The organism is Kytococcus aerolatus, from assembly GCF_900187395.1.
Taxonomy (GTDB): Bacteria; Actinomycetota; Actinomycetes; order Actinomycetales; family Dermatophilaceae; genus Kytococcus; species Kytococcus aerolatus.
This window is the reverse complement of record NZ_FYEZ01000001.1, coordinates 1,250,992-1,272,359: the sequence shown is the minus strand read 5'-3', so window position 1 is coordinate 1,272,359 and position 21,368 is coordinate 1,250,992. Positions and strand designations below refer to the sequence as shown.

Below are 21,368 nucleotides of genomic sequence, written 5' to 3'. Positions count from 1 at the left end.
CCGGCGGGGCGGCTCAGCGCGGGCTGTCCCGGCGGGCGAGCCGGTGGGGCCACCAGACCCGGTCGCCGAGCAGCTCGAACACCGCCGGCACCACCACGGTGCGCACCAGGAAGGTGTCGACGAGGATGCCCAGCCCCACGACGATGCCCACCTGGGTGAGGGTGATGAGGGGCAGCACCCCGAGCACCACGAAGACGGCGGCCAGCACGATGCCGGCGCTGGTGATGACCCCGCCGGTGGCCGAGACGGCCCGCACCATGGCGCTGCCCGTCTCCCGGTGCCGCCCGGCGAGGAGCTCCTCCCGGGCCCGCACCACGAGGAAGATCGTGTAGTCGATGCCGAGGGCCACGAGGAAGAGCACGGAGTAGAGCGGCACGGAGCTATCCAGGGCGGGGAAGCCGAAGACGTGCTCGCTGAGCAGCGCCCCGGCCCCGAGCGCGGCCAGCGAGCCGACGACGCTGATCGCCACGAGGAGCAGGGGAGCCACCAGGGAGCGCAGGACGACGACCAGGACGGCGAGGACCATGAGGAGCATCAGCGGGGTGACCACGGCCATGTCCCGGAGCACCCCGGCCCGGAGGTCGACGGCCTCGGCCTCGCTGCCGCCGACGAGGGCAGCGCGGTCGACCTCGAGGGCCGACGTCCGCACCGCCTCGACGGCCTCCCGGGCCTCGGCGCTGGCCGGCTCGGTGGTCAGCGTGACCTGCAGGCGGTCCCAGGTCCGCCCGCCGGCCTCGCCACCACCGGTGGGCTGGACGGAGGACACCCCCTCGACCGCGCGCAGGGCCCGGGTGGCGCGCTCCGCGGTCGCCGACCGGCCGTCCCCGGCGCCGTCGGTGGGCAGCAGCACGGTGAGCGGGGTGGCGGCCCCGGCGGGGTAGTGCTCCTCGATGACGGCCAGACCCTCGACGGAGTCGGCCTCCAGCCGGAACTGGTCGGACTGGGCCAGCCCCACCCGGGCACCCAGCAGGCCGGTCGCCATGAGCCCCAGGACCGCCAGCGAGGCAGCGAGCACCGTGGCCGGTCGACGCTGGACAGCGACGGCGATCCGGTGCCACAGGCCGTGCTCGGTGGTGTCCCGGTCCCCGGGCCGCGGGACCAACGGCCAGAACAGGCCCCGGCCGCAGAGCGCCAGCAGGGCCGGCAGGAGGGTGAGGGCCAGCACGAGGGCCACCAGCAGACCGACGGCGGCGGAGGTGCCGAGGGCCCGGGTGGAGGGCTGCCCGGCCAGCAGGAGCAGGGCCAGCGTGAGCACCACGGTGAGGTTGCTCGCGAGGATGGCCGGCAGCGCCGCCCGCCAGGCCCGGCCGAGGGCCAGCCGGTGGTCGGCGGTCCGGCGCAGCTCGTCGCGGTAGCGGGAGACCAGGAGCAGCGCGTAGTTCGTGCCCGCGCCGAAGACCAGCACGCTGGTGATGCCGGCGGTGGAGCCGTCGAAGGGCACCCCCACGGCGCCCAGCACGGTCCCGGAGACGGTGGTGGCCAGCCGGTCGGCCAGCCCGACCACCACCAGCGGCACGATCCACAGCACCGGGGAGCGGTAGGTCAGCACGAGCAGCACCGCGACCACGGCGGCGGTGGCGAGGAGCAGCCGCAGGTTGGCGCCCTCGAAGGCGCCGGCGGTGTCGGCGGCGAAGCCGGCCGCGCCGGTCACGTGCGTGGTGGTGCCGGGCACGAGCCCCGGGGCGGCCTCGCGGAGGGCCTCGGCGACGCCGGGGGCGTCCCGGGTCAGGGCGTCGGCGGGCACCGGGACCACGAGCAGGGCGGCCCGACCGTCCTCGCTGGGGATCGGCCCCTGCACCGCCCGGGCGGCGGGACCGTCGGGGCGGGCGTCGGCGGGGAGGGCCTCCACGAGCAGGGGCGCCTGCTGGGCCAGGGCGCCGATCTCCTGCCGGTCGAGGCGTCCCTCCGTCTTCTCCACGACCACCACCGCGGGGGCGCTCTCGCCCCCGGGCAGCTCGGCGAGCAGCTCGTTCACCCGGGCGGACTCGGCCCGGTCCGGGAGGGTCTGCGGTGCGCCCGCGTCGTCGGCCCCCGGGAGCAGGGCCATCGCCCCGACCACCAGAAGCAGCGCGAGCAGGGCCACCAGCGGCGCGCCGACCCGACCCACGAGCCACCGGGCCGGACCCGGGGCGTCTGCCTCCGGTGCGCCGGGCTCCGGCAGGAGGTGGGGGGACGTGTCGTGGCGGGTCGCTGGCATGGGCGAATCCTGCCCCCGCGCCGATCAGCTGCTGCCGGTCGGTGACGTGCCCAGTAGTCTGACCCGCATGGCGCAGTCGACGATGACCACCTGGTGGCGGTCCGAGCCCCCGCAGCACCTCCCCGGCCTCCTGCACGGCACCGTGGCCGAGTTCCCCGACCGGATCCTGGTCAACCGCCGTCAGGGCAGCACTTGGGCGGGCATCACCTCCCGCCAGTTCCTCGAGAACGTCAACAGCGTGGCGCGGGGCCTGGTGGCGGCTGGGGTGGAGCCGGAGGACCGGGTGGCCCTCATGGCCAAGACCCGCTACGAGTGGGCGCTGCTCGACCTGGCGATCCTCTCCACCGGTGCCGTCTGCGTGCCCTTCTACGAGACCTCCTCGGCCTCGCAGGTGGCGTGGATGGTGGAGAACTCCAACGTCCGCTGGGCCGTCGTGGAGAACGAGCGGATGGCCGGCACCGTGCGCACCGGGGTGGAGTCCGCCGGTCGGGAGCTGCAGGGCCTGTGGGTCGTCGACGGCCAGGGTGGCGTGCCCGACCTGGACTCCCTCATCTCGGGGGGCGCCGAGACCGAGCAGGCGGAGATCGACCGCCGCTGCGAGGGGCTGGGGCGCGAGACGCTCGCCACGATCATCTACAGCTCCGGCACCACCGGCCGCCCCCGCGCGTGCATGCTGCCGCACCGGGCGTTCATCGACGAGCTGACCGCGGCCTACGAGGGCCTCCCCGAGCTCTTCGAGGGTGAGTCCTCCACCCTGCTCTTCCTGCCCCTGGCCCACGTCTTCGGGCGCATGGTGCACCTCGCCGTCATCGGCGCCGGGGTCCCGACGGGGTACTCCGACATCGGCCGGGTGGCCAAGGACCTGCCCACCTTCCAGCCGACCTTCGTGCTCGGCGTTCCGCGGGTCTTCGAGCGGATCTACGACGCCGCCCACCTGAAGGCCGCCAAGGCCGGCCGGGAGCGGATCTTCCACCGGGCCACCGAGACCGCCATCGCCTACTCCCGGGCCCTGGACACCGGGCGGGTGCCGCTCACCCTGCGGGCCCGCCACGCGCTCTTCGAGCGTCTCGTCTACTCCAAGGTGAAGGCGGCCTTCGGGGGGAGGCTGCGCTACGCGATCTCCGGCGGCTCCGCCCTCGGCGAGCGGCTGGGCCACTACTTCCGCGGCATGGGGGTGAACATCATCGAGGGCTGGGGGCTCACCGAGACCTCCGCGGCCGCCGCGGCGAACCGCGTCGGCATGCAGAAGGTCGGCACCGTCGGTATCCCCCTGCCCGGCATGGAGCTGCGTCTGGCCGAGGACGGGGAGATCCAGGTCCGCGGCGGGCACGTCTTCCAGGGTTACGAGAACGACCCCGAGAGCACCGCCGCGGTGCTCGACGAGGACGGGTGGTTCTCCACCGGTGATCTCGGGCGCATCGACGAGGACGGCTACCTCTCGATCATCGGCCGGGCCAAGGAGATCCTCGTGACGGCCGCCGGCAAGAACGTGGCCCCCGGCCCGCTGGAGGACGTGCTGCGCGGCCACCAGCTGGTCAGCCAGGCGATGGTCATCGGGGACGGCCAGCCGTCGATCATGGCGCTGATCACGCTCGACGAGGAGCAGCTGCCGGAGTGGCTCAAGCACCACGGGCGCGAGGTCGTCCCCGCCGCGGAGATGGTGGACGACGAGCAGGTGCGCGCCTCCATCCAGAAGGTGGTCGACGAGGCCAACGCGACTGTCAGCCAGGCCGAGGCGATCAAGAAGTTCCGCATCCTGCCGCGTGACTTCTCGCTCGAGGATGAGGAACTCACGGTGGCCATGAAGGTGCGCCGCCACGTGGTCATGAACCACTTCGCGGACGTCATCGACGAGATGTACGGCCGCAACAAGTCCACCTGGCGCGATTGACCCTCACCGTCGTGGCCCCCGCCTCCCCCTCCACCGGCCCGGTCCCGGCCCCCGTCCCGGGGCCGGTGGCCGAGCCCGCCTCGCCGCTCGACCCCGCCCCCGGGGACGGTGTGGAGCGGCCGCACACGGACACGCCGCACTACGCGGCCCGGTGGGAGAATGCGGTGCGGGGTCGGGTCTCCCGCTTCCTGCGCTCGCGGGGCTGGCGGCCCCACCCGCTGGCCTACTCCGGGTACGGCACGGTCGACGCGGCGCGCCTGTTCGCCCGGGTCGTGCTGCGCCCGCCGGGGACGGGCGTGGAGCCGGAGCCGACCACGCCGGTGACGATGCAGGAGATCCACGAATTCCTCGACCAGCGGGGCTGGCGGGCGTTCATCTCCACCCCTGACGCCGGGGTGCCGGTGAAGATCACCGTCGGGGGTGCGGTGACCATGGCGCGCGCGGACCGGGGCGGGTACGTGGAGCAGGTCATCACCGGCCACGGCCTGCAGCCGGGGACCCACACGGTGACCTTCGAGTGCCCGGGTGGGGCGACGGCGACGGCGGACGTCCACGTGGCGCACCCCGAGGCGACGGTGGGGCTGGTCAGCGACATCGACGACACGGCGATCTCCACCCACCTGCCCCGCCCCCTCATCGCGGCATGGAACACCTTCGTGCTCACCGAGCAGGCGCGCGACGTGGTGCCGGGCATGGCCGACGCCTACCGGGCGCTCCTGGCTGAGCACCCCGGGGCGCCGGTCTTCTACCTCTCCACCGGGGCGTGGAACACCCAGCCCTTCCTGCTGCGCTTCCTGCGCCGCCACGAGTTCCCCGAGGGCACCTTGCTGCTCACCGACTGGGGGCCGACGAACACCGGGTGGTTCCGTTCCGGGCGGGAGCACAAGCGTCGTCACCTGGCGCGGCTGGCCGAGGAGTTCCCGGGCGTGCGCTGGGTGCTGGTGGGGGACGACGGGCAGCACGACCCCGCCATCTACGACGAGTTCGCCTCCGAGCACCCGGACCGGGTGGCGGCGATCGCCATCCGGCAGCTCACCGCGCTGGAGCAGACGTTGAGCCGTGGTGTGCCGGTGGCGCTGGCCGAGCTGGTGCGGCGGCAGCTGGGGCGGGTGCCGGTGCTCACCGCGCAGGACGGTTTCGGGCTGTTGCCGGGTCTGCTCAAGGCGGTCCGGGGTGCCTGAGCTGCCGGAGGTCGAGGGGCTGGCCGCCGCGCTGCGGGAGCGGCTGGTGGGCCGGGCGGTGGCCGAGACCGCCTTGGCGAGCTTCAGCCTCCTCAAGACGGTGGGGGTGCCGCCGCAGGCCCTCCACGGTCGGCCGGTGGACGACGTGCGGCGGTACGGCAAGTACCTCTCCCTGGTGGTGGACGGCACGCACGTGGTGGTGCACCTCATGCGGGCCGGGTGGGTGGCCTGGCACGACGAGGCGCCGCGGACCCGGTTGCGTCCCGGCGGGAGGTCGCCGGTGGCGCTGCGGATGACCTTCGACGACGGGTCCGGGCTGGACCTCACCGAGGCCGGCACGCGCAAGGGGATGGCGGCGTGGATCGTGGACGACCCGGCGCAGGTGGAGGGGCTGACCGGGCTGGGGCCGGACGCCCTGGGTCTGGTGCCGCCGCTGGAGATGCCGCCGCTGGTGGGCGTGGACCGTGCGACCGGGGAGGTGCGTGTGGCGGTGTCGACCACCGCCGAGGAGCGGGCGGGCTTCTGGGCGGGGGTGCTGGCGGGGCGGCGGACGCGGCTCAAGGGGCTGCTGCGGGAGCAGGCGGTGGTCAGCGGGATCGGCAACGGATGGTCCGACGAGATCTGCCACACCGCACGGCTCAGTCCCTTCGCGCTGGGGGACTCGCTGGACGCCGGGCAGACCGGGCGGCTGGCCGAGGCGGTGCACGAGGTGCTGCTGGGGGCCACCGAGCGGGCCGTGGGGCGGGCGCCGGAGGAGCTGAAGGACGGCAAGCGGGAGGGGATGCGGGTGCACGGCCGGGCCGGTCAGGAGTGCCCGGTGTGCGGCGACGTGGTGCGCGAGGTGGTGTACGCGGACTCGTCGATGCAGTACTGCCCGGGCTGCCAGACCGGTGGGCAGGTGCTGGCCGACCGGAGCACGAGCCGCTTCGTGAAGTAGCCCCCGGCGCCGTCGAGCTGGCCATTTGTGGTCATCTCGACCGTCGAGATGACCACAAATGGCCAGCTCGCGAGGAGGGGGCTGGTGGGCGAGGGGGCTCGCGCGGCACTGATCAGTTGGCCACATGGGCGCGGTGGGCGGCGGCCGGGATGCGGACCGGTGCGCACCTGGCGGCGCGGGTGCGATGCTGGGAGCCATGAACACTCCGATCACTCCGCAGGACCTGCCCGACGACGCCCTGATGGTCGATGTCCGCGAGCCGGACGAGTTCGCCGCCGGCCACGCCCCCAACGCCGTGCACATCCCGCTCGGTGACGTCCCGGCCCGGGTCGCCGAGCTGCCCGAGACCGAGGACGGTTCCCCGCTGCCCATCATCTGCCGGTCCGGTGGTCGGTCCGGCCGTGCCGTGCAGTGGCTGGCCAACCAGGGCTACGACATCGTCAACGTCGACGGCGGCATGAAGGCCTGGTCCGCGGCCGGCAAGCAGATGGTGGCCGAGAGCGGCACCCCCGAGGTCCTCTGACGCTGCCTAGTTGCTTCTCGCGAAATCCTTAGACCATCCTCGAGAAGCGCATAGGCTGCGCTCGTGGATCCGATCCTGAACCCCTACGCCCCCGGCGCGGGCCAGCGCCCGCCGGAGCTCGCCGGTCGTGACGAGTACCTCCGCCAGTTCGACGTCGTCCTCGAGCGCATCCGCCGCGGTCGCCCGGACCGCTCCGTTCTCCTGACCGGCCTGCGCGGCGTCGGCAAGACGGTCCTCCTCAACGCCCTGCGCGGCCAGGCGGTACGGGCCAACTGGGGCACCGGCAAGCTCGAGGCGCGCCCCGACCAGTCGCTGCGCCGCCCGCTGGCCAGCGCCCTGCACACCGCCGTGCGCGAGCTCGGCCACCCGCAGCAGGAGGACGTCGACCACGTGCTCGGCGTCATCAAGGCCTTCGCCCAGCGCGACGCCCCCGCCAACGCCAAGCTCCGTGACCGCTGGAGCCCCGGCATCGACGTGCCGGCGGTCTCCGGGCGCGCCGACTCCGGCGACATCGAGATCGACCTCGTCGAGCTCCTCACCGACGTCGGTGGACTGGCGGCGGACGTCGGCAAGGGCGTGGGCATCTTCATCGACGAGATGCAGGACCTCGGGCCGGACGACGTCTCCGCGGTGTGCGCGGCCTTCCACGAGATCGGCCAGCAGGCGCTGCCGGTGCTCGTCGTGGGCGCCGGCCTGCCGCACCTGCCGGCGGTGCTCAGCGCCAGCAAGTCGTACTCCGAGCGGCTCTTCCGGTACCACCGGATCGACCGGCTGGAGCGGTCCGAGGCGGCCCGCGCCCTGCAGAACCCGGCCGCCGATGAGGGTGCCGAGTGGGAGGACGACGCGCTGGACGCGATGTACGCCGCGACCGGCGGCTACCCGTACTTCATCCAGGCCTACGGCAAGGAGGTCTGGGACCTGGCACCGCGCTCGCCGATCACCGCCGAGGACGTGAGGGTCGCCGCGCCGAGCGCGGAGGCCGAGCTGGCGGTGGGCTTCTTCGGGTCCCGCTACGAGCGGGCCACCCCGGGGGAGCGGGAGTACCTGCGGGCGATGGCCGAGGCAGCGATCACCGTGGCCGAGGAGGAGGTCGCCGCGGAGGCGGGCGGCGCCGGCTCGGGCGAGGAGGCCGTGGCCCCGGCGGAGTCGAAGGACCCGCTGACGCGGGCCGAGGAGGTCGAGGCGGTGCCGACCTCCGTGGTGGCCGAGGTGCTGGGCCGCAAGCCGCAGTCGCTCTCCCCGGCGCGCGACGCGCTCATGAAGAAGGGCCTGGTCTACGCACCGGAGCGCGGGAAGATCGCGTTCACCGTGCCCCACTTCGGGCGGTACCTGCGCAACAGTGCGTGAGGTGTCCGCGTACGGGTGATTTTGATCCTGAGACGCGTCCAGGCAAAGAGTTTGATCAAAGTGATCCACGGAGGACTCGGTTTGGGCGAAATTGATCCGGCTGGCGGCCGATTCTGATCCTTACGGGTGGTGTTTGAATCGCCCGGGTCTGGTGGAGGCTCTGATCCAACGGAAGGATGCAGAGCATGCCAGCACCAAGGAAGTACCCCGACGAGCTCCGTGAACCTGCTACGAGGATGACCCCCGAAGCCCGTCAAGACCCCGCTACGAGGTCTGGAGCAGTCCCGTCTTTCGCCATGTCGTGAAGCGGGCCGCAACATCATGCTGTGGGTCTCCCCCCACCCCTGGTGGTCCCGGCAGACGGCCATGCGGATCGCGTGTTCAGTGACCGTGGAGGCCAGGCAAGTGCTCCGTGGAGAAGAACGCGGAGAGGTCAGACCCGTGCCCCGCTGGATGCCGAGGGGGTGGAGGGCCGGCGTGGGTGAGTCCGGAGCGCCCAGAGAGCGCCGCCGACAGCGACGAGGACCTGCAGCGCACCGGTGAGCACCAGGGTGGTGCCGGCGCCAAGCCATCCGATGAGGGCGCCGCCAGCCAGGAGTCCCGCCGAGGTGCCCCCCGAATGGAAGACTGTCTGGGCGGTGAAGGCCGCGCGGCGCTCGTTGCCACGAGTCTGGTCGGTGATCACGCCGTTGAGGGCCGCAATCCCCCAGGGCATCGCGGCTCCGCCCACAGCGGCCAAGGCCACGATGCTGGTGAGGCTGGGTGCCACGAGTGGAAGGGCGATGAACACCGACCCGAGGATGGCCCAGGCGGTGAGCATCGTCGGCATCCGGGGGATCCGGTCGATGACCAGAGGAACCAGCATCGAGGCGATCACCGAGGCCGCTCCATACCCGCTCATGCCGGCGGCGATGAGGGCCCCGGGGCGGCCGTGATCCACCCCCAGGACGGCCAGTCCGAGGCTGAAGCCGAACCAGCACAGACCGCCGATCCCTGCCATGAGCACTCCCGCGGCGATCTGGGGGTGGGCTCTCAGTACCGTGCGCGCCGAGGTGGCGCGCTGCGGCGGTCCGCTCGGCGAGGCGTTGGCGGAGTCCTCCCCGGGAGTTGCCGGCGCGCCGGGGACGAGCGTGAAGGCCAGAGCTGCCGCCGCGATCACGACGGTCTCGCACCACAGCAGGGAAGAGGCCCCGAGCGCACTCACGCCCCACGCGCCCAAGGGAGGCGCGAAGACCATCGACACCCGGTGGGCCAGGTCCTGCCACGCGAGCCATTGGGCGGGTCCCGAGCGGCCTCCCTGTGCTAGGTGGGCATCGGCCAGGTCTGAGGCGAGGGAGCGCTGTGCTGGCCCGAGGAGTGCGCCGGCGGCACCGGAAATGAGGCCTGATGTGCACAAAGTTGCAGAGGTCACCTGTCCGTGCAGGGCAACCACCGGGACGACGGCGAGCCCCACGGCGTTCACGCCCATCACTGCCGCCAGGGGTCCCCCGCTGGTCAGGCGCTGGAGGATGCCGCGACCCCACCAGCCGACCGTCAGCAGCGGGAGCCCCGCCATGCCACCCACCAGTCCCGTGGCCCAAGCCTCTCCAGTCTCCTCGAGGGCGACGAGCGGCAAGGCGATGGCCGTCATGCGTGTGCCGATCCACGTGATGAAGGTGATGGCGGTCATGAGGAGGAGTCCGGTGCGCACGAGACGATCGTCCTGGTCGATCGTCGGCTCGGGTAGGTCCTGAATGGGGCCGCCAAGTCATACGCTTTGAGCATGAGGCCCCGGCTCACAGTGGATGACCTGATGCTCGTCGAGTCCGTGTCCCGGCACGGCTCGGTGGGCGCTGCTGCGCGCGAGCTGCTGACGACCCAGCCCTCGGCCTCTCGACGACTGGCCGCGCTGGAGCGGCGCCTGGGGGTCACGTTGTTCGAGCGGGACACCACCGGGGCTCGTGCGACGCCGGCGGGGCGGGAGTTGGCTCGACAGGCGGCTCGCCTGCTCTCGGAGCTGGAGGCCGTCCCCGCCCGAATCGCCGCGGCAGTGGAGGCCCCCAGCGTGAGCCTCGGCACGATCCAGGCGCTGGCACCCATGGTGTTCACTGCCGCTCAGATCGAGCTGGAGGGCATCAGGGTCCAGGCGGAGGTTGACCACGGACCGGTCCTGATCAGCGAGGTCGCGCAGGGGGTCCTGGACGCGGCGATCGTCACCATCGCCGATCAGTCCGTGCTCCCCCGGGGTGTCCGGGTCACGGAGCTCGGTGTCTCCCCGCTCGTCCTTGTGCTGCCGGCGGGGGCTGGGCCCCTACCGCGGGGGAGGAGGGGGCTGAAGGCGCGGGAGGTGGTCTACTCGTCCATCGACCTGGGCGCCGAGCGGCTCCACGCGGCGCTCTCCGAGGCCGGTGCGCGACCATGCCCGGGTCTCACTCTCGAGGCGACACTGCGGGTCGCCCGGCATCGTGGGATTCCCGCCGTGGTCCCCGAGTTCGCGGCCCGCTGGTGGGGTGCCGCCACGGATCAGGTACTGCCGTCCCCGGTGGCCGGAACCATCCGTTTGTCCCTCGTGGCCCGGTCCCCGGGCCCTCCCAGCCTGCTTGCTGCCCACCCGGCTCTGGCGGCACGAGTTCTCGGGGTGCCCGAGCGCCCTGCTGACGATGAGTAAGTCGCCCTCATGGTGTGGGGGCCCGAAGAGTACGCTCCTTGGCTCCACCGCCTTGAGCGCGTTTCACGGCAACGGGGTGAGCGATGGCCGGAAGCTCGTCCATTCGCGTCGCGAGGCTCGTGGTTGGGCCAGCCCGGCCGGCAGGAGCGCCCCACGCATGCCGCGTCCTGGGCGCGGCCGGCCATCAGCTCCGCCACGCGCAGGTCGAGGGGCTCGAGAAGCAGAGGCTGCGCGAGCTGTTGCCGGTTCACGCTGCTTCCGGGTGGGTTGCGCGGAAGGCCCGCAGCGCGGCGGTGCGCTCGGCGGGGCTCAGGACCCCGGCGAAGGGCGAGTTCTGACGCAGCTCGCAGGCGCGGGGGCTGGTGCTGCAGAGGATGGTCCGCACGGCATCGACGCCGCTGTCGAGGAGACGTTGCCAGTCGCGCAGGTAGGCGGCCGTCATACCGTCCTCGCGGTGTTGGGGGAGCCAGCGGTGGATGTTGTCGCGGGCCGTCTGGAGCACCTCGTCGGGTCGGGTGAGGAGGTGGCCGAGCATCGCCTGGTGCAGCCACAGGAGCTTGTGCTCCTCGCGGGTGAGGGTGCGGGCTGCGAGCAGCTCCTCGAGGTCCGACTGGCGGACGCGCCGGTGCGCGCCGATGCGGATGCTCGGCAGGTCGCCCCGGTCGCACAGGTCCACGACGTGCTGCCGCGAGACGCCAAGGATCTCGGCGACGCGTCCGGTCTTCAGCAGCGTGGTCTCCATGGGGCAAAGGTGGCGGAAACACCAAAAACGCAACGTGCTCACGGTGTGGCTGTGGATGGTGGTGCGGGCTTCCTGTCGGTGCGGCCTCCTACGGTGGCGACATGTTGTTCAAGGCCTGCCTCAACGGCGCCCGCGACGTCGACGAGCACCCGCGCCTGTCCGTGGACGTCCGTGTCATCGCTGCCGAGGCCCGCGCCGCGGTGGATGCCGGCGCCGGGGCCCTGCACGTGCACGCCAAGGACGCTGCGGGCCGCGACAGTCTGGCGGTCGACGACGTGGCGCGGGTGCTCGACGCGGTGCGCGCGGTCTGCCCGGAGGTGCCGGTCGGAGTGACGACCGGCGCGTGGGCCCTGCCGGACGTGAGCACCCGGGTGGCCGCCGTGGCCGCGTGGGCGGTGCGTCCGGACTTCGCCTCGGTGAACTGGCACGAGGAGGGCGCCGACGCCGTGGCGGGTGCCCTGCTGGACGCCGGCATCGGCGTGGAGGCGGGGGTGTGGAACCCCGAGGGACTCGAGCGGTGGGCGCGCTCGCCGCACCGGGATACGTGCCTGCGTGTGCTGATCGAGCTGCCGGACGTGCCCACCGATGATCTGGGATTCCACGTGGAACGCCTGGCCCGACCTCTGCTGGCCGGCGTGAGTGATGCGGCACCCCACCTGCCGGTGCTCCTCCACGGCGAGGAGGCCAGCACCTGGCCGGCGATCGACCTCGCACTGAGGGAGGGCCTCGACACCCGCGTCGGGCTGGAGGACACCCTGCGCGTGCCGGACGGGTCGCCGGCCGAGGGCAATGGCGAGCTGGTGCGTGAGGCTGCGCAGCGCATGCGGGAGTGACTGACCGGGCAGTCCGGTTGCCTGGTCGGTGGGGGCGGGTCCGCCGTGCGTTGGCCCCGGGGGCGTCACGTGCTCTTTGGTGCCGTGCGCCGGGCCTTCTGGCGGGCGTAGTAGGCGCGGGATCGGTTGCGGTCGCCGCAGTCACTCGTGACGCACCAGCGCCTGTTGCGGCGCGGTGAGGTGTCGAGATAGACCCACCCGCACGCGGCGTCCTCGCACTGGTGGAGGCGATCGAGGTCGTCCCGCCCCATCAGCTCGACCAACCCACGGGTGATCCGGTGGCGCGGGGTCGCCAGCGTCAGGTGGCTGTCCGTCCACTGCCAGGCGTCACCCACACGGACCAGCTCGGCGGTGGCCACCGCGTCGCGATACGCGTCCGCGAGGGTCCTGGCTCCCTCGTCGCTGGTTTCGAACAGGGCCGCATAGGTGCTCTCGCGCAGAGCGATGACGCGGTCCCGTTCAGCCGCGGCCGTCCGTGCGTCGCGAGCGGCCAGCTCACCGAGCCGGGCCTCTTCCGCGGAGTCCAGCAGGTCGGACTCACGGCACCAGGCGAGGACGAGCTCGTAGGAGGTGAGGTCCTCCTCGCGGTCTGGTCCGCCCAGGCGCCACTCGACCGTGTTGATCAGATCCAACATCCGATCCCCTGAGATGTGGCTGAACGCCGCCATCCCACCTCCTCATGTGTGATCGGAGTGTTGCATGTGAGACCTCGCACTGCTTCAATCTCACAGGTAATCGCCTCATCATCTGTGAGGGGAGTGTCGGTGGGTCTGCGCCTGTCGGCTCACCACACCCGACGAGCCCGCCGTCTGATCGATGAAATGGAGACCCGCCCATGTCGCTCCGCCTCTCCCACACCACCTGGGACGCCTTGGATCCGTACGCCGTCGCCGAGTTCTGGCGGCACCTGCTCGGGTGGGACATCCAGGAGCCCGCCTGCTACGAGCCCGGCTCCGACGAGTGCTACCTGGTCAGCCCCGACGGGTACACGGTCCTGTTCCTCAAGGTGCCGGACGCCAAGAAGGTGAAGAACCGCGCCCACATGGACCTGGTTCCCGAGAACTCCACCCGGGATGAGCAGGTCGCGCGCGCCCTCGAGCTCGGTGCCGAGCTCGTCGACGACCGACGCCATGACCTCGGCTGGGCGGTGCTGGCCGATCCCGAGAGCAACGAGTTCTGCATCCTGAAGTGATGCCCGGGCCCCGATGGCGGGTCTCCACCATATTGACGGTTCGGTGTGGTGCAGGAGCTGCAGTCTCTCAGCGCACGGGGCACCTGCGGCGCGTCACTCTCCTGTGTAGGAGCCGAACGACCAGTGGTTGCCCTCGGGGTCGGCGACGGTGGCCACCCGGCCGCCGTAGGGCTGGTCGGAGGGTTCCTCGATGCTGGTGCCACCGGCGGCCATCGCGTTGGCATGGGTCGCGTCCACGTCGGCGTCCTTGGGGACCACGAGGTAGCAACGAGCCTGCCCGGCCACGCTCGGTTGCGCGTGCGGGTTGTTCGGCCTCACTGAGCCGAGCATGACGCCGCCGCGCTCACGCCAGGCCAGCTGGGCGTGCTCGACGATGGCGGGGTCGGCCTCGTTGCGCACGACGAGGACCTCGGCGAAGCCCAGCGCGGACAGGAAGGCCAGCCCGCGGTCGGCATCGGCGTAGGTCAGGGAGTGGAACAGCAGCGGAGTGGTGGTCATGGCGTCAGTCTTGCGCGGGGGCGAGGACCAGGTCATGAAGGTTTGGGAACTCCTCGGTTGATGCCGTGGGGCTCCGCCCGGCGAAGTCCTTCCACTCTCGCGACAGGTGCGACTGGTCGGCGTAGCCGCAGGTGTGGGCGGCGTCGGCCAGCGTCATCCCGTTGCTCACGAGCGACCGGGCGCGCTCGAATCGGGCCAGCCGGCTGACCTCCTTCGGTGAGATCCCGAACTCGGCGCGCACCCGGTTGCTCAGGTGGCGCCGCGACCAGCCCACCTCGTCCGCCACCCGGGCCACCGGGACTCCGCGGCCCAGCAGGGCCCACGCGGCCACCACATCGGGCGCGGGTGACTGTCGTTCCAGCCGGGCCAGGAGCAGCCCCTCCAGGGCCGCCAGCCGGTCATTCCACGAGGCGCGGCTGACGATGGCCTCGTGCTCGGCGGCCGTCAGCCCCCGGGGCAGGTCGGTCATGTCGACGCTGTGCCCGGCCACGGCACCGATCGGCAGTCCGAAGAGGGCCCGGCAGCCCACGGATGTGACGGCCAGATGGATGCCCCGCTGGAGACCGTGCGTGTGGATGAGTGCCGGGCGCAGGTGGAGGCCCGAGAGGGAGCACCAGCGAGCCGTGGAGCGGTTTGGATCGTCGAGCCAGCCGAGGTCGAGTGGCTCGTCCACCGCGATGATCACTGTCGCAGCGGTGCTCGGTTCCCCGATGTGGACGGCATTGATCGGGAGCTTGACGTCGTAGGCCACCAGCGGCACGGCGAGGCAGTCGCGCAGGGCTGGGTGAAGCGGCCGTAGGGCACCGTCCATGCGTCGAGCCTAGCCATCCCGCTCCTCTGCGCTGGGGGCTGCCGCAGGTTGGGGGGGGGAGAATCCCACCATGACGGCTCAGGACCTCAATGATGTGCTCGAACTGGAGCGAGAGCTGCAGCGTCCTTCCGTGCGAGGTGATGCCCGTCGCCTGGCTGAGCTTTTCTCACCCGACTTCGTCGAGATCGGGGCCTCCGGAAGGCGATGGGACCGGGCGGCGATTCTGGACCTCCTTGCTCAGGAATCCTCCGATCCTGACGGTGCTCCCATCGAGATGAGCTACCTCGAGGCGAGAACTCTGGCCCCGGATCTGATCCAGGTCTTCTGGGACTCCGATCAGGCAGGGCGACGTGCCCGACATACCTCCTTGTGGCGTCGTGGTGGGCACGGCTGGCAGCAGGTCTCTCACCAGGGGACCTTGCTTCCCTGAGGGTCAGAGGGGTGGGGCGCTGATGTCGTCGAGAGACTTCTCTCGAGAGAGTCAGTTCCACTGATGCAGGCCGATCCCTAGGGTTGCGGCCGCCCTCTCGCTCGCGTCCTGTGTCCGAGCTCTGCCCTCGAGGAGATCGCTGGAGGATCAGTCGTCGCCATCGGGGTCAGGATCCTCGCGCCCAGCGAGGCGGTAGGCGCGGTTGCGGCTGCGTGGGGGCGCCGTGCCCTCCACCTTCCCCACGCGGATCAAGTCGTTGATCGCGTTGAGGGTGGCGCGATACCCCACCTCGACTGAATCTGTGAGCTGCTTCGCAGACATCTCACCGTTCTGCGCGAGCAGCCTGAGGATCTCCTGCTGGCGAGCATCCGCCCCCGGCTTCTGCGCATCCAGCTGGCCGCCCGTCCGCGGTGCGTTGTCGAAGGTCAGGTTCAGCGTCGGCTGAGGAGGACTCGGCTCCGTCATCGCCAGCCGATAGGTGGCATGGCGTCGATCGCCCACCTTCTCAGCGGCCCCCCGCCGTACGAGGTCGGTGAGTTCACGTGTGGCGTCCGCTGGGTGCAGGCCCCATCCCTGCAGGGTCTGGTTCCTCACGGGTGTGCCCTCGTGCAGGAGGGCGAGGGCCTGCACCTGTGCATCGGTCAACCCCTCGTGCCCCAGTGAACGGATCCACCCCAGGACCTCGTGGTTCAGCAGTGCGTGGTGCGGGACGGTCACCTCCACCTTCCGGAGGTCCACGGCGAAGGTCGGCGGTGCCATCCCGGCGGCACTCAGTGCTCGCATGATCGTCGGGATCCCGGAGCCGCGATTCTCGGCCACCATGAACTGGGAACCTGGCAGCCGTGTCTCCGAGAGCATCTTGGCCAGCAGGGCGTTGCGACTCGACGAGACATCCGGTGCCCCGAACTCCTGAGGGTCGACCGGCCCGTACACACCGCCCGGACTCCGGACGACAAGTCGATCGGGGAACAGCTCAACCTGCACCTGGGCCCCGACGGACTCGGGGGAGTAGTCACGATGCATCAGCGCGTTCGCGATGAGCTCGCGGACCACCTCGAGGGGATACTCGAAGCGCTCCGTCCTCTGGCCGTCGCGCATCACAGCGGCTCTGGCCATGTGACGGGTGATGGTGTTCATCGCCTCGGCAGCCATGACCGGGACGGGCCCGTCGATCTGCCGGTTGTCGAGGAATCGCTCACCTCTGGGGCTGAGTTCTCCCACCTCGGTGCCCGGGTGCACCACGACGGAGATGAAGAGCTGGGGCAGGAACTGTTGCGGGTGGTGGCCGAACGTGAGGAGGCCGGCAAGCGTCGGGGCGAGGGTGCCCCCGTGCTCCCGGAGAACACCGGTGCTGCGGAGGGCTTGGTCGTCCTCGAGAGCGGAGAAGGTCCTGGGGTTGGTGAGGCGCAGCCGTTCCAAGTAGGGGCGGATGAGATCGGGGTCCAGGTCGTCAGGTGTCGCTTCCGACACGATGCAGCGATCGTGCGTGGGCTGCGTCCTGTTCTCGACCAAACGGTTCACCTCGTACCCCGTGAGGCGCCGGTCGCCGTCACCACCTCGGGCGAAGGAGCCTCCGTACTGGCCGCGGGCGGCCACGTAGACGGGCTTGTCCTCCATCCGGGCCTCTGAGACGTCCATGCGCACCACCCGGCGGTCGCCATCCACGACGTCGATCTCCACCTCGGCACGGACTGGGGGCTGCATCTTGTCGGACGCCATCCCCGCCAGCGCATCCCGCAGGCCGTCGGCGTCGATGTCGACAGGTTGTGCCAGATCGTCCAGCCCCAGAAGAATCGTGCCCCCTCGCGCGTTGGCGAAGGCACTGATGGTCTCGGAGGTGCTCTTCGGAAGGCCCCCGGCGGCGGCCTTCAGTTCGACGGTGGACGGCTCGCCTCCCACTCGGCGTACGTGGTCGACGAGTTCTTGTGTGGAGAGGCTGCTGGGGTCCAAGGCCATGTCTGCATCATTGCATCACTGTCGAGCGACAGTGATGCAATGATGCAGACAGAGAGAATGGGGCGGGGTCGGCGGAGGGTAGGGGGTGCTGTCCAAGCTCCGCCCTCACCCGTAGTGGTATCGGCAGGCGGCGATGCGGATCTCGTCCGCGGTGACCTTGTAGACCAGTCGGTGCTCGTCGGTGATGCGGCGGAACCAGTACCCGGCGGGGTTGTGCTTCAGGGCCTCGGGCTTGCCGATGCCCTCGTTGCCGTTCCGGGCGACGTCCTTGAGCAGGGCGTTGACCCGCTGGAGCACCTTGCGGTCCCGGGCCTGCCACCAGAGGTAGTCCTCCCAGGCGTTCTCGTCCCAGACCAGGCGCACGTCAGTCGGTCTCGACCAGCTCGTGCTCGGTGCCGCCGCCGGCCTCGAGGCGGTCCATGGCGTCGAGCAGGCGGCGTGCGTTGGCCGGGGATCGCATGAGGTAGGCGGTCTCGCGGAGGGACTCGTACTCCTCCAGGGACACGATGACGACGGGCTCGTGCCCGGCGCGGGTGATGACGACCTCCTCGCGGTCGTCCACCACGTGGTCGAGCACCTCGGCGTATCGCCGGCGTGACTCGGTGTAGCTGAGCGTCTTCACGGCCCCTCCTTGTGCATGTACAGAAAAATGTACATGTGGGTGACCCGTGTGCCACGCTGGCCCGATGATGGTCGATGAGGTCCGCTACACCCGGGGCCAGGTCCCTGAGCGGGAGACTCTGCGGGGTCTCTATGGCGCGGTGGGGTGGAGTGCGTACACCGACGACCTGGATGGGTTGGTGCGCGGTGTCGAGGGATCAGCGGCAGTGGTCACCGCGTGGCGTGGCGAGGAGCTGGTGGGCCTGGCGCGGGTGATCTCGGACGGGCACACGATCGCGTACCTGCAGGACGTGCTGGTGCGTCCGGGGGTGCGGCGGCAGGGGGTGGCCTCGGAGCTGGTGCGGCGGGTGTTCGAGCCGTTCACGCACGTGCGGCAGCAGGTGCTGCTCACCGATGCCGAGGAGGGGCAGCGGGCGTTCTACTCCGCGTTGGGTTTCCGGGAGACCCGGGAGTTCCCGAACGGTGGTCTGCGGGCGTTCGTCCGGTTCACCCGGTGAGCCGGTCGAGGAGCCGGTGGTCGGTGCTCACACCCGCCCGGGGAGCGCCGCCGCGGAGCGAGTGCTCGCCATGGGTGGGTTCGAGCGCGTCGGGGAGGACGAGGGCGACGGCCGGCTGCGGAAGGTCTGGCGCTGGTTGCAGCGTCCCGTTCGTTGGATGAGCTATCCGGGGCGTGACGATCTCCCTTCACCAGCAGCGACCACGGAGGTCGACGGGCCCGCTGGGCCACGTCGTCCCTGCCCGCAGGGGCAGAACCAGCAGTGGCGGACCGGGTTCCTGGAAGGTTTCCCGCCCGTCCCGTCCGGTGTACCGCTCCGTGGCGCGAATGCGCTCCCATCCGCAGGCTCGGTAGAAGAGGACGACATCTTCTCGGCAGCCGAGGTATCCGAAGCTGATGTCCGCTTCCCGGCGCATCGCGTCCGCCGCGTGGGCCATGAGTCGGCGGCCGAGGCCGGTTCCGCGGACGCTGGGGTTGACCAGGACGCCGCCGGTGCCGGCCACGGTCACGGGTGCCCCGCCCACCTCGATCGTGCGTTGTTCCCACCCCACGTGGCCCAGGATCTGCTGTCCTCGGAGGGTGATGACGTGGACGTCGTGCCCGGCGTAGCCATAAGGCTGGGCCGGGTCCCATTCGCCGTGGCTGTCGAGGTACTCGGCGTTGAAGAGTTCTCGCAGGCCAGCCAAGTGTTCGGCGGTGAGCTCGTGATGGGTGACGGTGCGCAGTGTGGCGGCTGAAGTAGGCGTCATCCAGCGCATGCTAGAGCGGCCGTGAGTGCTGGGCGACGAGTGCCTCGTTCGCTGCCCGCCAGTGCTCGACCATCGTGGCGCCTCCGTGGCCGTCCCCTTCGTCGAGGATCAACTGCGATCCGGGCCACGCTCGATGGAGGCGCCACGGCGTGATGACGGGGCTGGAGATGTCGCGGCGACCGTGGATGAGCGTTGCCGGGATCCCCGCCAGCCGCTCGCCCTGGTCGAGGATCGGGGGCTGGACGAAGCCGTCGTGGGACCAGTAGTGGGCGGTCAACCGGAAGAACGCGATGCGGAACGCCTCGTCGTCCCACCGGGGGTCGCGGCGGAAACCACCGGCACCGATGGAGATGTGGGTGTCCTCCCACAGCGCCCACTCCCGGGAAGCTGCGTTGCGCACGCGGGGGTCGTCTGACTCCATGAGGTGGGCGTAGGCGTCGATGATGCGGCCCTGTCCACGTTGGTAGCCGATCCCTGCCTGTTCGGCGTGGGCAGCGAAACGGTCCCATGCCGCGGGGAAGACGGTGCCGACACCCTCGGTGATCCAGTCGACTTCGGAGCGGCTGGTCGTCGTGACGGCGAACAGGACGACGCCCAGCACCCTGTCCGGATGCGTGACGGCATAGGCAAGGGCGAGGGTCGATCCCCACGAGACGCCGTTGACGATCCACCGCTCGATCCCCAGATGCTCGCGCAGGACCTCCATGTCCGCGACCAGATGAGCTGTGTCGTTGTCCTGCAGCGAGGTCGAGGGGTCACTGGCGTGTGGTGTCGAGCGGCCGCACCCGCGCTGCTCGAACCCGATGACCCGAGTCCGTGAGAGATCGAACTGCCTTCGGTAGGCGCTGGTGCCGAGAGTCCCACCGGGGCCGCCGTGCACGTACACAGCCGGGACCCCCTGAGCTGTTCCCCACTCCTCCCAGTAGATGAGCTGACCACGGCCTACATCGAGCATCCCGGCATGAACAGGTTCTTCGGAGGCTGTCATGCCTCGATCCCAGCACATGCGAACACGCACTTCTGCCGCTCCTGGCCGTGGCGTCCAACCATGCCGGGCGTCAGCGGTCGGCAATGAGGGCCACCGTCTCCGCCGGTAGTGGCCGTTCGCTGAACAGGAGACAGGCTCCACCAGGCGCCGTTGTTGTGGATGGTGGTTCGCGCAGCCGGAGTCGTTCGGTTCGGGTGGTGCGCCAGTCGGTCATGCCGCCATCCGGCGCGGTCCTCACGCAGTCTCTCGCCGTGCGGACAGCAACCATGCGCCGGCCACCAGGGTGCTTCCGGCCAAGGGGAGTGCTACGGCTCCGAGGTGGTAGATGAGAACCCCACCTAGGGCTGCCCCAACGCCCGCCCCTCCGTAGAGACCGCTGATGCCCAGAGCGGCTGACAGCAACGCGCTGCTCGGGTCCACGCCGATGATGCTGGCCTGCATGGCGGGCCCCAGAGCCCAGGCGAAGAGCGACCACGCTGCCACGAGGAGCAGGAAGGGGACGCCGAAACCTCCACCGACCACGAGGTAGAGACCGATGGCCAGCAGTGCGATGGCGTGACCGCCGACGATGAGGAGACGGCCCGCCCTGGGTCCGCGGGCGTCGACCAGTGCTCCGCCGCCGAAGACGGCGGCGATGCCGACGATTCCGACCATCAGGAGGGTCCAGGTGACGGCGCTCGTGCTCGATCCGAGGTGCCCCTCGACGGTGGCGCCGAGGAAGTTGTAGAAGGTGAGTCCGCCGGCGCCGCAGAGGAACATCGCCAGCACGAGCGACAGGACCTGCCAATTGCGGACGGGGCGCAGCCGAGCCCTCAGTGGTGTCGGGTCGTTGCCCGGCACGCGGGGCGTCATGAGTGCGGAGAGGGCCGTCACCACCACGCTCACGAGGGCGATGAGCAGGAAGGTGGAGCGCCAGCCCCACGTGTGGCCGGCCCAGGAGCCGAGTGGCACACCGGTGAAGAGGGCGACCGTGAGTCCAGCTGTGGCCACAGCCAGGTAGCGGCCCTCGCTGCCGGCTGGCGCGCGGGTCCCCGCGATGGCCATGGCGGTGGGGGAGACGGCGGCTGCGGCGAGGCCGGCCACGATCCGCAGCAGGACGGCGAGGGCGATGCGTCGACCCTGGCCATCAGGGCGTTGGCCACCGCGAACAGCAGCAGGCCCCCGACCAGTACGTGCTTCTTGTCCAGGCGGTCGGTGAGGGCGGCGATCAGTGGCGACCCGATGCAGAAGGCCAGACCGAACGCGGTGACCAGTAGCCCGGCCGTCCCGGCGGTCACCCCGAGGTCGGAGGCCACGTCGGGAAGGATCCCGGCAATGACGAACTCGTCT

General features: G+C 71.1%; 22 protein-coding genes and 1 pseudogene. 10 read left to right on the top strand and 13 right to left on the bottom strand.

What is annotated here, in order from left to right; genetic code table 11:
- Positions 1 to 13 precede the first annotated feature (13 nt).
- Positions 14 to 2,197 carry an MMPL family transporter gene (locus CFT82_RS06040; protein WP_088818082.1) on the bottom strand — a complete coding sequence of 728 codons (2,184 nt, stop codon included), beginning with the start codon at positions 2,195 to 2,197 and terminating at the stop codon, positions 14 to 16.
- A gap of 67 nt (positions 2,198 to 2,264) precedes the next feature.
- Here CFT82_RS06040 and CFT82_RS06035 point away from each other — a divergent pair, with 67 nt between their 5' ends.
- From CFT82_RS06035 to CFT82_RS06015, 5 genes are all read left to right on the top strand, one after another.
- Positions 2,265 to 4,088: an AMP-dependent synthetase/ligase gene (locus tag CFT82_RS06035; protein WP_088818363.1), complete on the top strand. Its 1,824-nt coding sequence runs from the start codon at positions 2,265 to 2,267 to the stop codon at positions 4,086 to 4,088.
- Positions 4,089 to 4,099: 11 nt separating this feature from the next.
- Entirely contained in the window at positions 4,100 to 5,269 is a 1,170-nt protein-coding gene (locus tag CFT82_RS06030; protein ID WP_234994293.1) for an App1 family protein, read from the top strand.
- A complete protein-coding gene (locus CFT82_RS06025; protein WP_088818081.1) occupies positions 5,262 to 6,206 on the top strand; it encodes a DNA-formamidopyrimidine glycosylase family protein in 945 nt (314 codons plus the stop codon). The genes CFT82_RS06030 and CFT82_RS06025 overlap by 8 nt, the downstream gene beginning before the upstream one ends.
- A 196-nt stretch (positions 6,207 to 6,402) precedes the next feature.
- Positions 6,403 to 6,729, top strand: a complete 327-nt coding sequence (locus CFT82_RS06020; RefSeq protein ID WP_088818361.1) for a rhodanese-like domain-containing protein — start codon at positions 6,403 to 6,405, stop codon at positions 6,727 to 6,729.
- Between the two features lie 63 nt (positions 6,730 to 6,792).
- The gene (locus tag CFT82_RS06015; protein WP_088818080.1) at positions 6,793 to 8,076 is read left to right on the top strand and encodes an ATP-binding protein; all 1,284 of its coding nucleotides are present in this window, start codon (positions 6,793 to 6,795) and stop codon (positions 8,074 to 8,076) included.
- Between the two features lie 433 nt (positions 8,077 to 8,509).
- Here CFT82_RS06015 and CFT82_RS06010 read toward each other — a convergent pair whose 3' ends face one another.
- Positions 8,510 to 9,766, bottom strand: coding sequence for an MFS transporter (locus tag CFT82_RS06010; RefSeq protein ID WP_012801628.1), 1,257 nt, complete (start codon positions 9,764 to 9,766; stop codon positions 8,510 to 8,512).
- 102 nt (positions 9,767 to 9,868) lie between these two features.
- On the opposite strand from CFT82_RS06010, the gene CFT82_RS06005 reads away from it, so the two are divergent.
- Positions 9,869 to 10,723, top strand: coding sequence for a LysR family transcriptional regulator (locus CFT82_RS06005; protein WP_012801629.1), 855 nt, complete (start codon positions 9,869 to 9,871; stop codon positions 10,721 to 10,723).
- Between the two features lie 247 nt (positions 10,724 to 10,970).
- Here CFT82_RS06005 and CFT82_RS06000 read toward each other — a convergent pair whose 3' ends face one another.
- Positions 10,971 to 11,465: a helix-turn-helix domain-containing protein gene (locus CFT82_RS06000; protein ID WP_088818079.1), complete on the bottom strand. Its 495-nt coding sequence runs from the start codon at positions 11,463 to 11,465 to the stop codon at positions 10,971 to 10,973.
- Positions 11,466 to 11,566: 101 nt separating this feature from the next.
- Here CFT82_RS06000 and CFT82_RS05995 point away from each other — a divergent pair, with 101 nt between their 5' ends.
- Positions 11,567 to 12,298, top strand: a complete 732-nt coding sequence (locus CFT82_RS05995; RefSeq protein WP_088818078.1) for a 3-keto-5-aminohexanoate cleavage protein — start codon at positions 11,567 to 11,569, stop codon at positions 12,296 to 12,298.
- Between the two features lie 65 nt (positions 12,299 to 12,363).
- On the opposite strand, the gene CFT82_RS05990 is transcribed toward CFT82_RS05995, so the two are convergent.
- Positions 12,364 to 12,933 (bottom strand): CGNR zinc finger domain-containing protein, encoded by a 570-nt coding sequence (locus tag CFT82_RS05990; RefSeq protein ID WP_200815051.1) that lies wholly within the window; start codon positions 12,931 to 12,933, stop codon positions 12,364 to 12,366.
- A gap of 200 nt (positions 12,934 to 13,133) precedes the next feature.
- Here CFT82_RS05990 and CFT82_RS05985 point away from each other — a divergent pair, with 200 nt between their 5' ends.
- Positions 13,134 to 13,490 carry a VOC family protein gene (locus CFT82_RS05985; protein WP_088818076.1) on the top strand — a complete coding sequence of 119 codons (357 nt, stop codon included), beginning with the start codon at positions 13,134 to 13,136 and terminating at the stop codon, positions 13,488 to 13,490.
- Between the two features lie 93 nt (positions 13,491 to 13,583).
- Here CFT82_RS05985 and CFT82_RS05980 read toward each other — a convergent pair whose 3' ends face one another.
- Together CFT82_RS05980 and CFT82_RS05975 are read right to left on the bottom strand one after the other, a co-directional pair.
- Positions 13,584 to 13,988: a VOC family protein gene (locus CFT82_RS05980; RefSeq protein ID WP_088818360.1), complete on the bottom strand. Its 405-nt coding sequence runs from the start codon at positions 13,986 to 13,988 to the stop codon at positions 13,584 to 13,586.
- A 4-nt stretch (positions 13,989 to 13,992) separates the two neighbouring features.
- On the bottom strand, positions 13,993 to 14,799 hold the full coding sequence (locus tag CFT82_RS05975; RefSeq protein ID WP_088818075.1) for a helix-turn-helix domain-containing protein: 807 nt from the start codon (positions 14,797 to 14,799) through the stop codon (positions 13,993 to 13,995).
- Positions 14,800 to 14,869: 70 nt separating this feature from the next.
- Between CFT82_RS05975 and CFT82_RS05970 the strand changes: the two genes are divergently transcribed.
- Positions 14,870 to 15,229: a nuclear transport factor 2 family protein gene (locus CFT82_RS05970; RefSeq protein WP_088818074.1), complete on the top strand. Its 360-nt coding sequence runs from the start codon at positions 14,870 to 14,872 to the stop codon at positions 15,227 to 15,229.
- Between the two features lie 147 nt (positions 15,230 to 15,376).
- On the opposite strand, the gene CFT82_RS05965 is transcribed toward CFT82_RS05970, so the two are convergent.
- From CFT82_RS05965 to CFT82_RS05955, 3 genes are all read right to left on the bottom strand, one after another.
- Entirely contained in the window at positions 15,377 to 17,185 is a 1,809-nt protein-coding gene (locus CFT82_RS05965; protein WP_088818073.1) for an ATP-binding protein, read from the bottom strand.
- A gap of 105 nt (positions 17,186 to 17,290) precedes the next feature.
- Positions 17,291 to 17,548 (bottom strand): Txe/YoeB family addiction module toxin, encoded by a 258-nt coding sequence (locus CFT82_RS05960; protein ID WP_088818072.1) that lies wholly within the window; start codon positions 17,546 to 17,548, stop codon positions 17,291 to 17,293.
- 1 nt (position 17,549) lies between these two features.
- Positions 17,550 to 17,807: a type II toxin-antitoxin system Phd/YefM family antitoxin gene (locus CFT82_RS05955; protein WP_088818071.1), complete on the bottom strand. Its 258-nt coding sequence runs from the start codon at positions 17,805 to 17,807 to the stop codon at positions 17,550 to 17,552.
- 64 nt (positions 17,808 to 17,871) lie between these two features.
- On the opposite strand from CFT82_RS05955, the gene CFT82_RS05950 reads away from it, so the two are divergent.
- Positions 17,872 to 18,303, top strand: coding sequence for a GNAT family N-acetyltransferase (locus CFT82_RS05950; protein ID WP_088818070.1), 432 nt, complete (start codon positions 17,872 to 17,874; stop codon positions 18,301 to 18,303).
- Between the two features lie 187 nt (positions 18,304 to 18,490).
- On the opposite strand, the gene CFT82_RS05945 is transcribed toward CFT82_RS05950, so the two are convergent.
- The 4 genes and pseudogenes from CFT82_RS05945 to CFT82_RS12335 form a co-directional block, all read right to left on the bottom strand.
- On the bottom strand, positions 18,491 to 19,051 hold the full coding sequence (locus CFT82_RS05945; protein ID WP_012801632.1) for a GNAT family N-acetyltransferase: 561 nt from the start codon (positions 19,049 to 19,051) through the stop codon (positions 18,491 to 18,493).
- Between the two features lie 10 nt (positions 19,052 to 19,061).
- A complete protein-coding gene (locus CFT82_RS05940; RefSeq protein WP_088818069.1) occupies positions 19,062 to 20,039 on the bottom strand; it encodes an alpha/beta fold hydrolase in 978 nt (325 codons plus the stop codon).
- 234 nt (positions 20,040 to 20,273) lie between these two features.
- Positions 20,274 to 21,122 (bottom strand): MFS transporter, encoded by an 849-nt coding sequence (locus CFT82_RS12045; protein WP_268807416.1) that lies wholly within the window; start codon positions 21,120 to 21,122, stop codon positions 20,274 to 20,276.
- Positions 21,123 to 21,220: 98 nt separating this feature from the next.
- Positions 21,221 to 21,346, bottom strand: a pseudogene (locus CFT82_RS12335) (MFS transporter); the annotation flags it as partial.
- Positions 21,347 to 21,368: the final 22 nt, after the last annotated feature.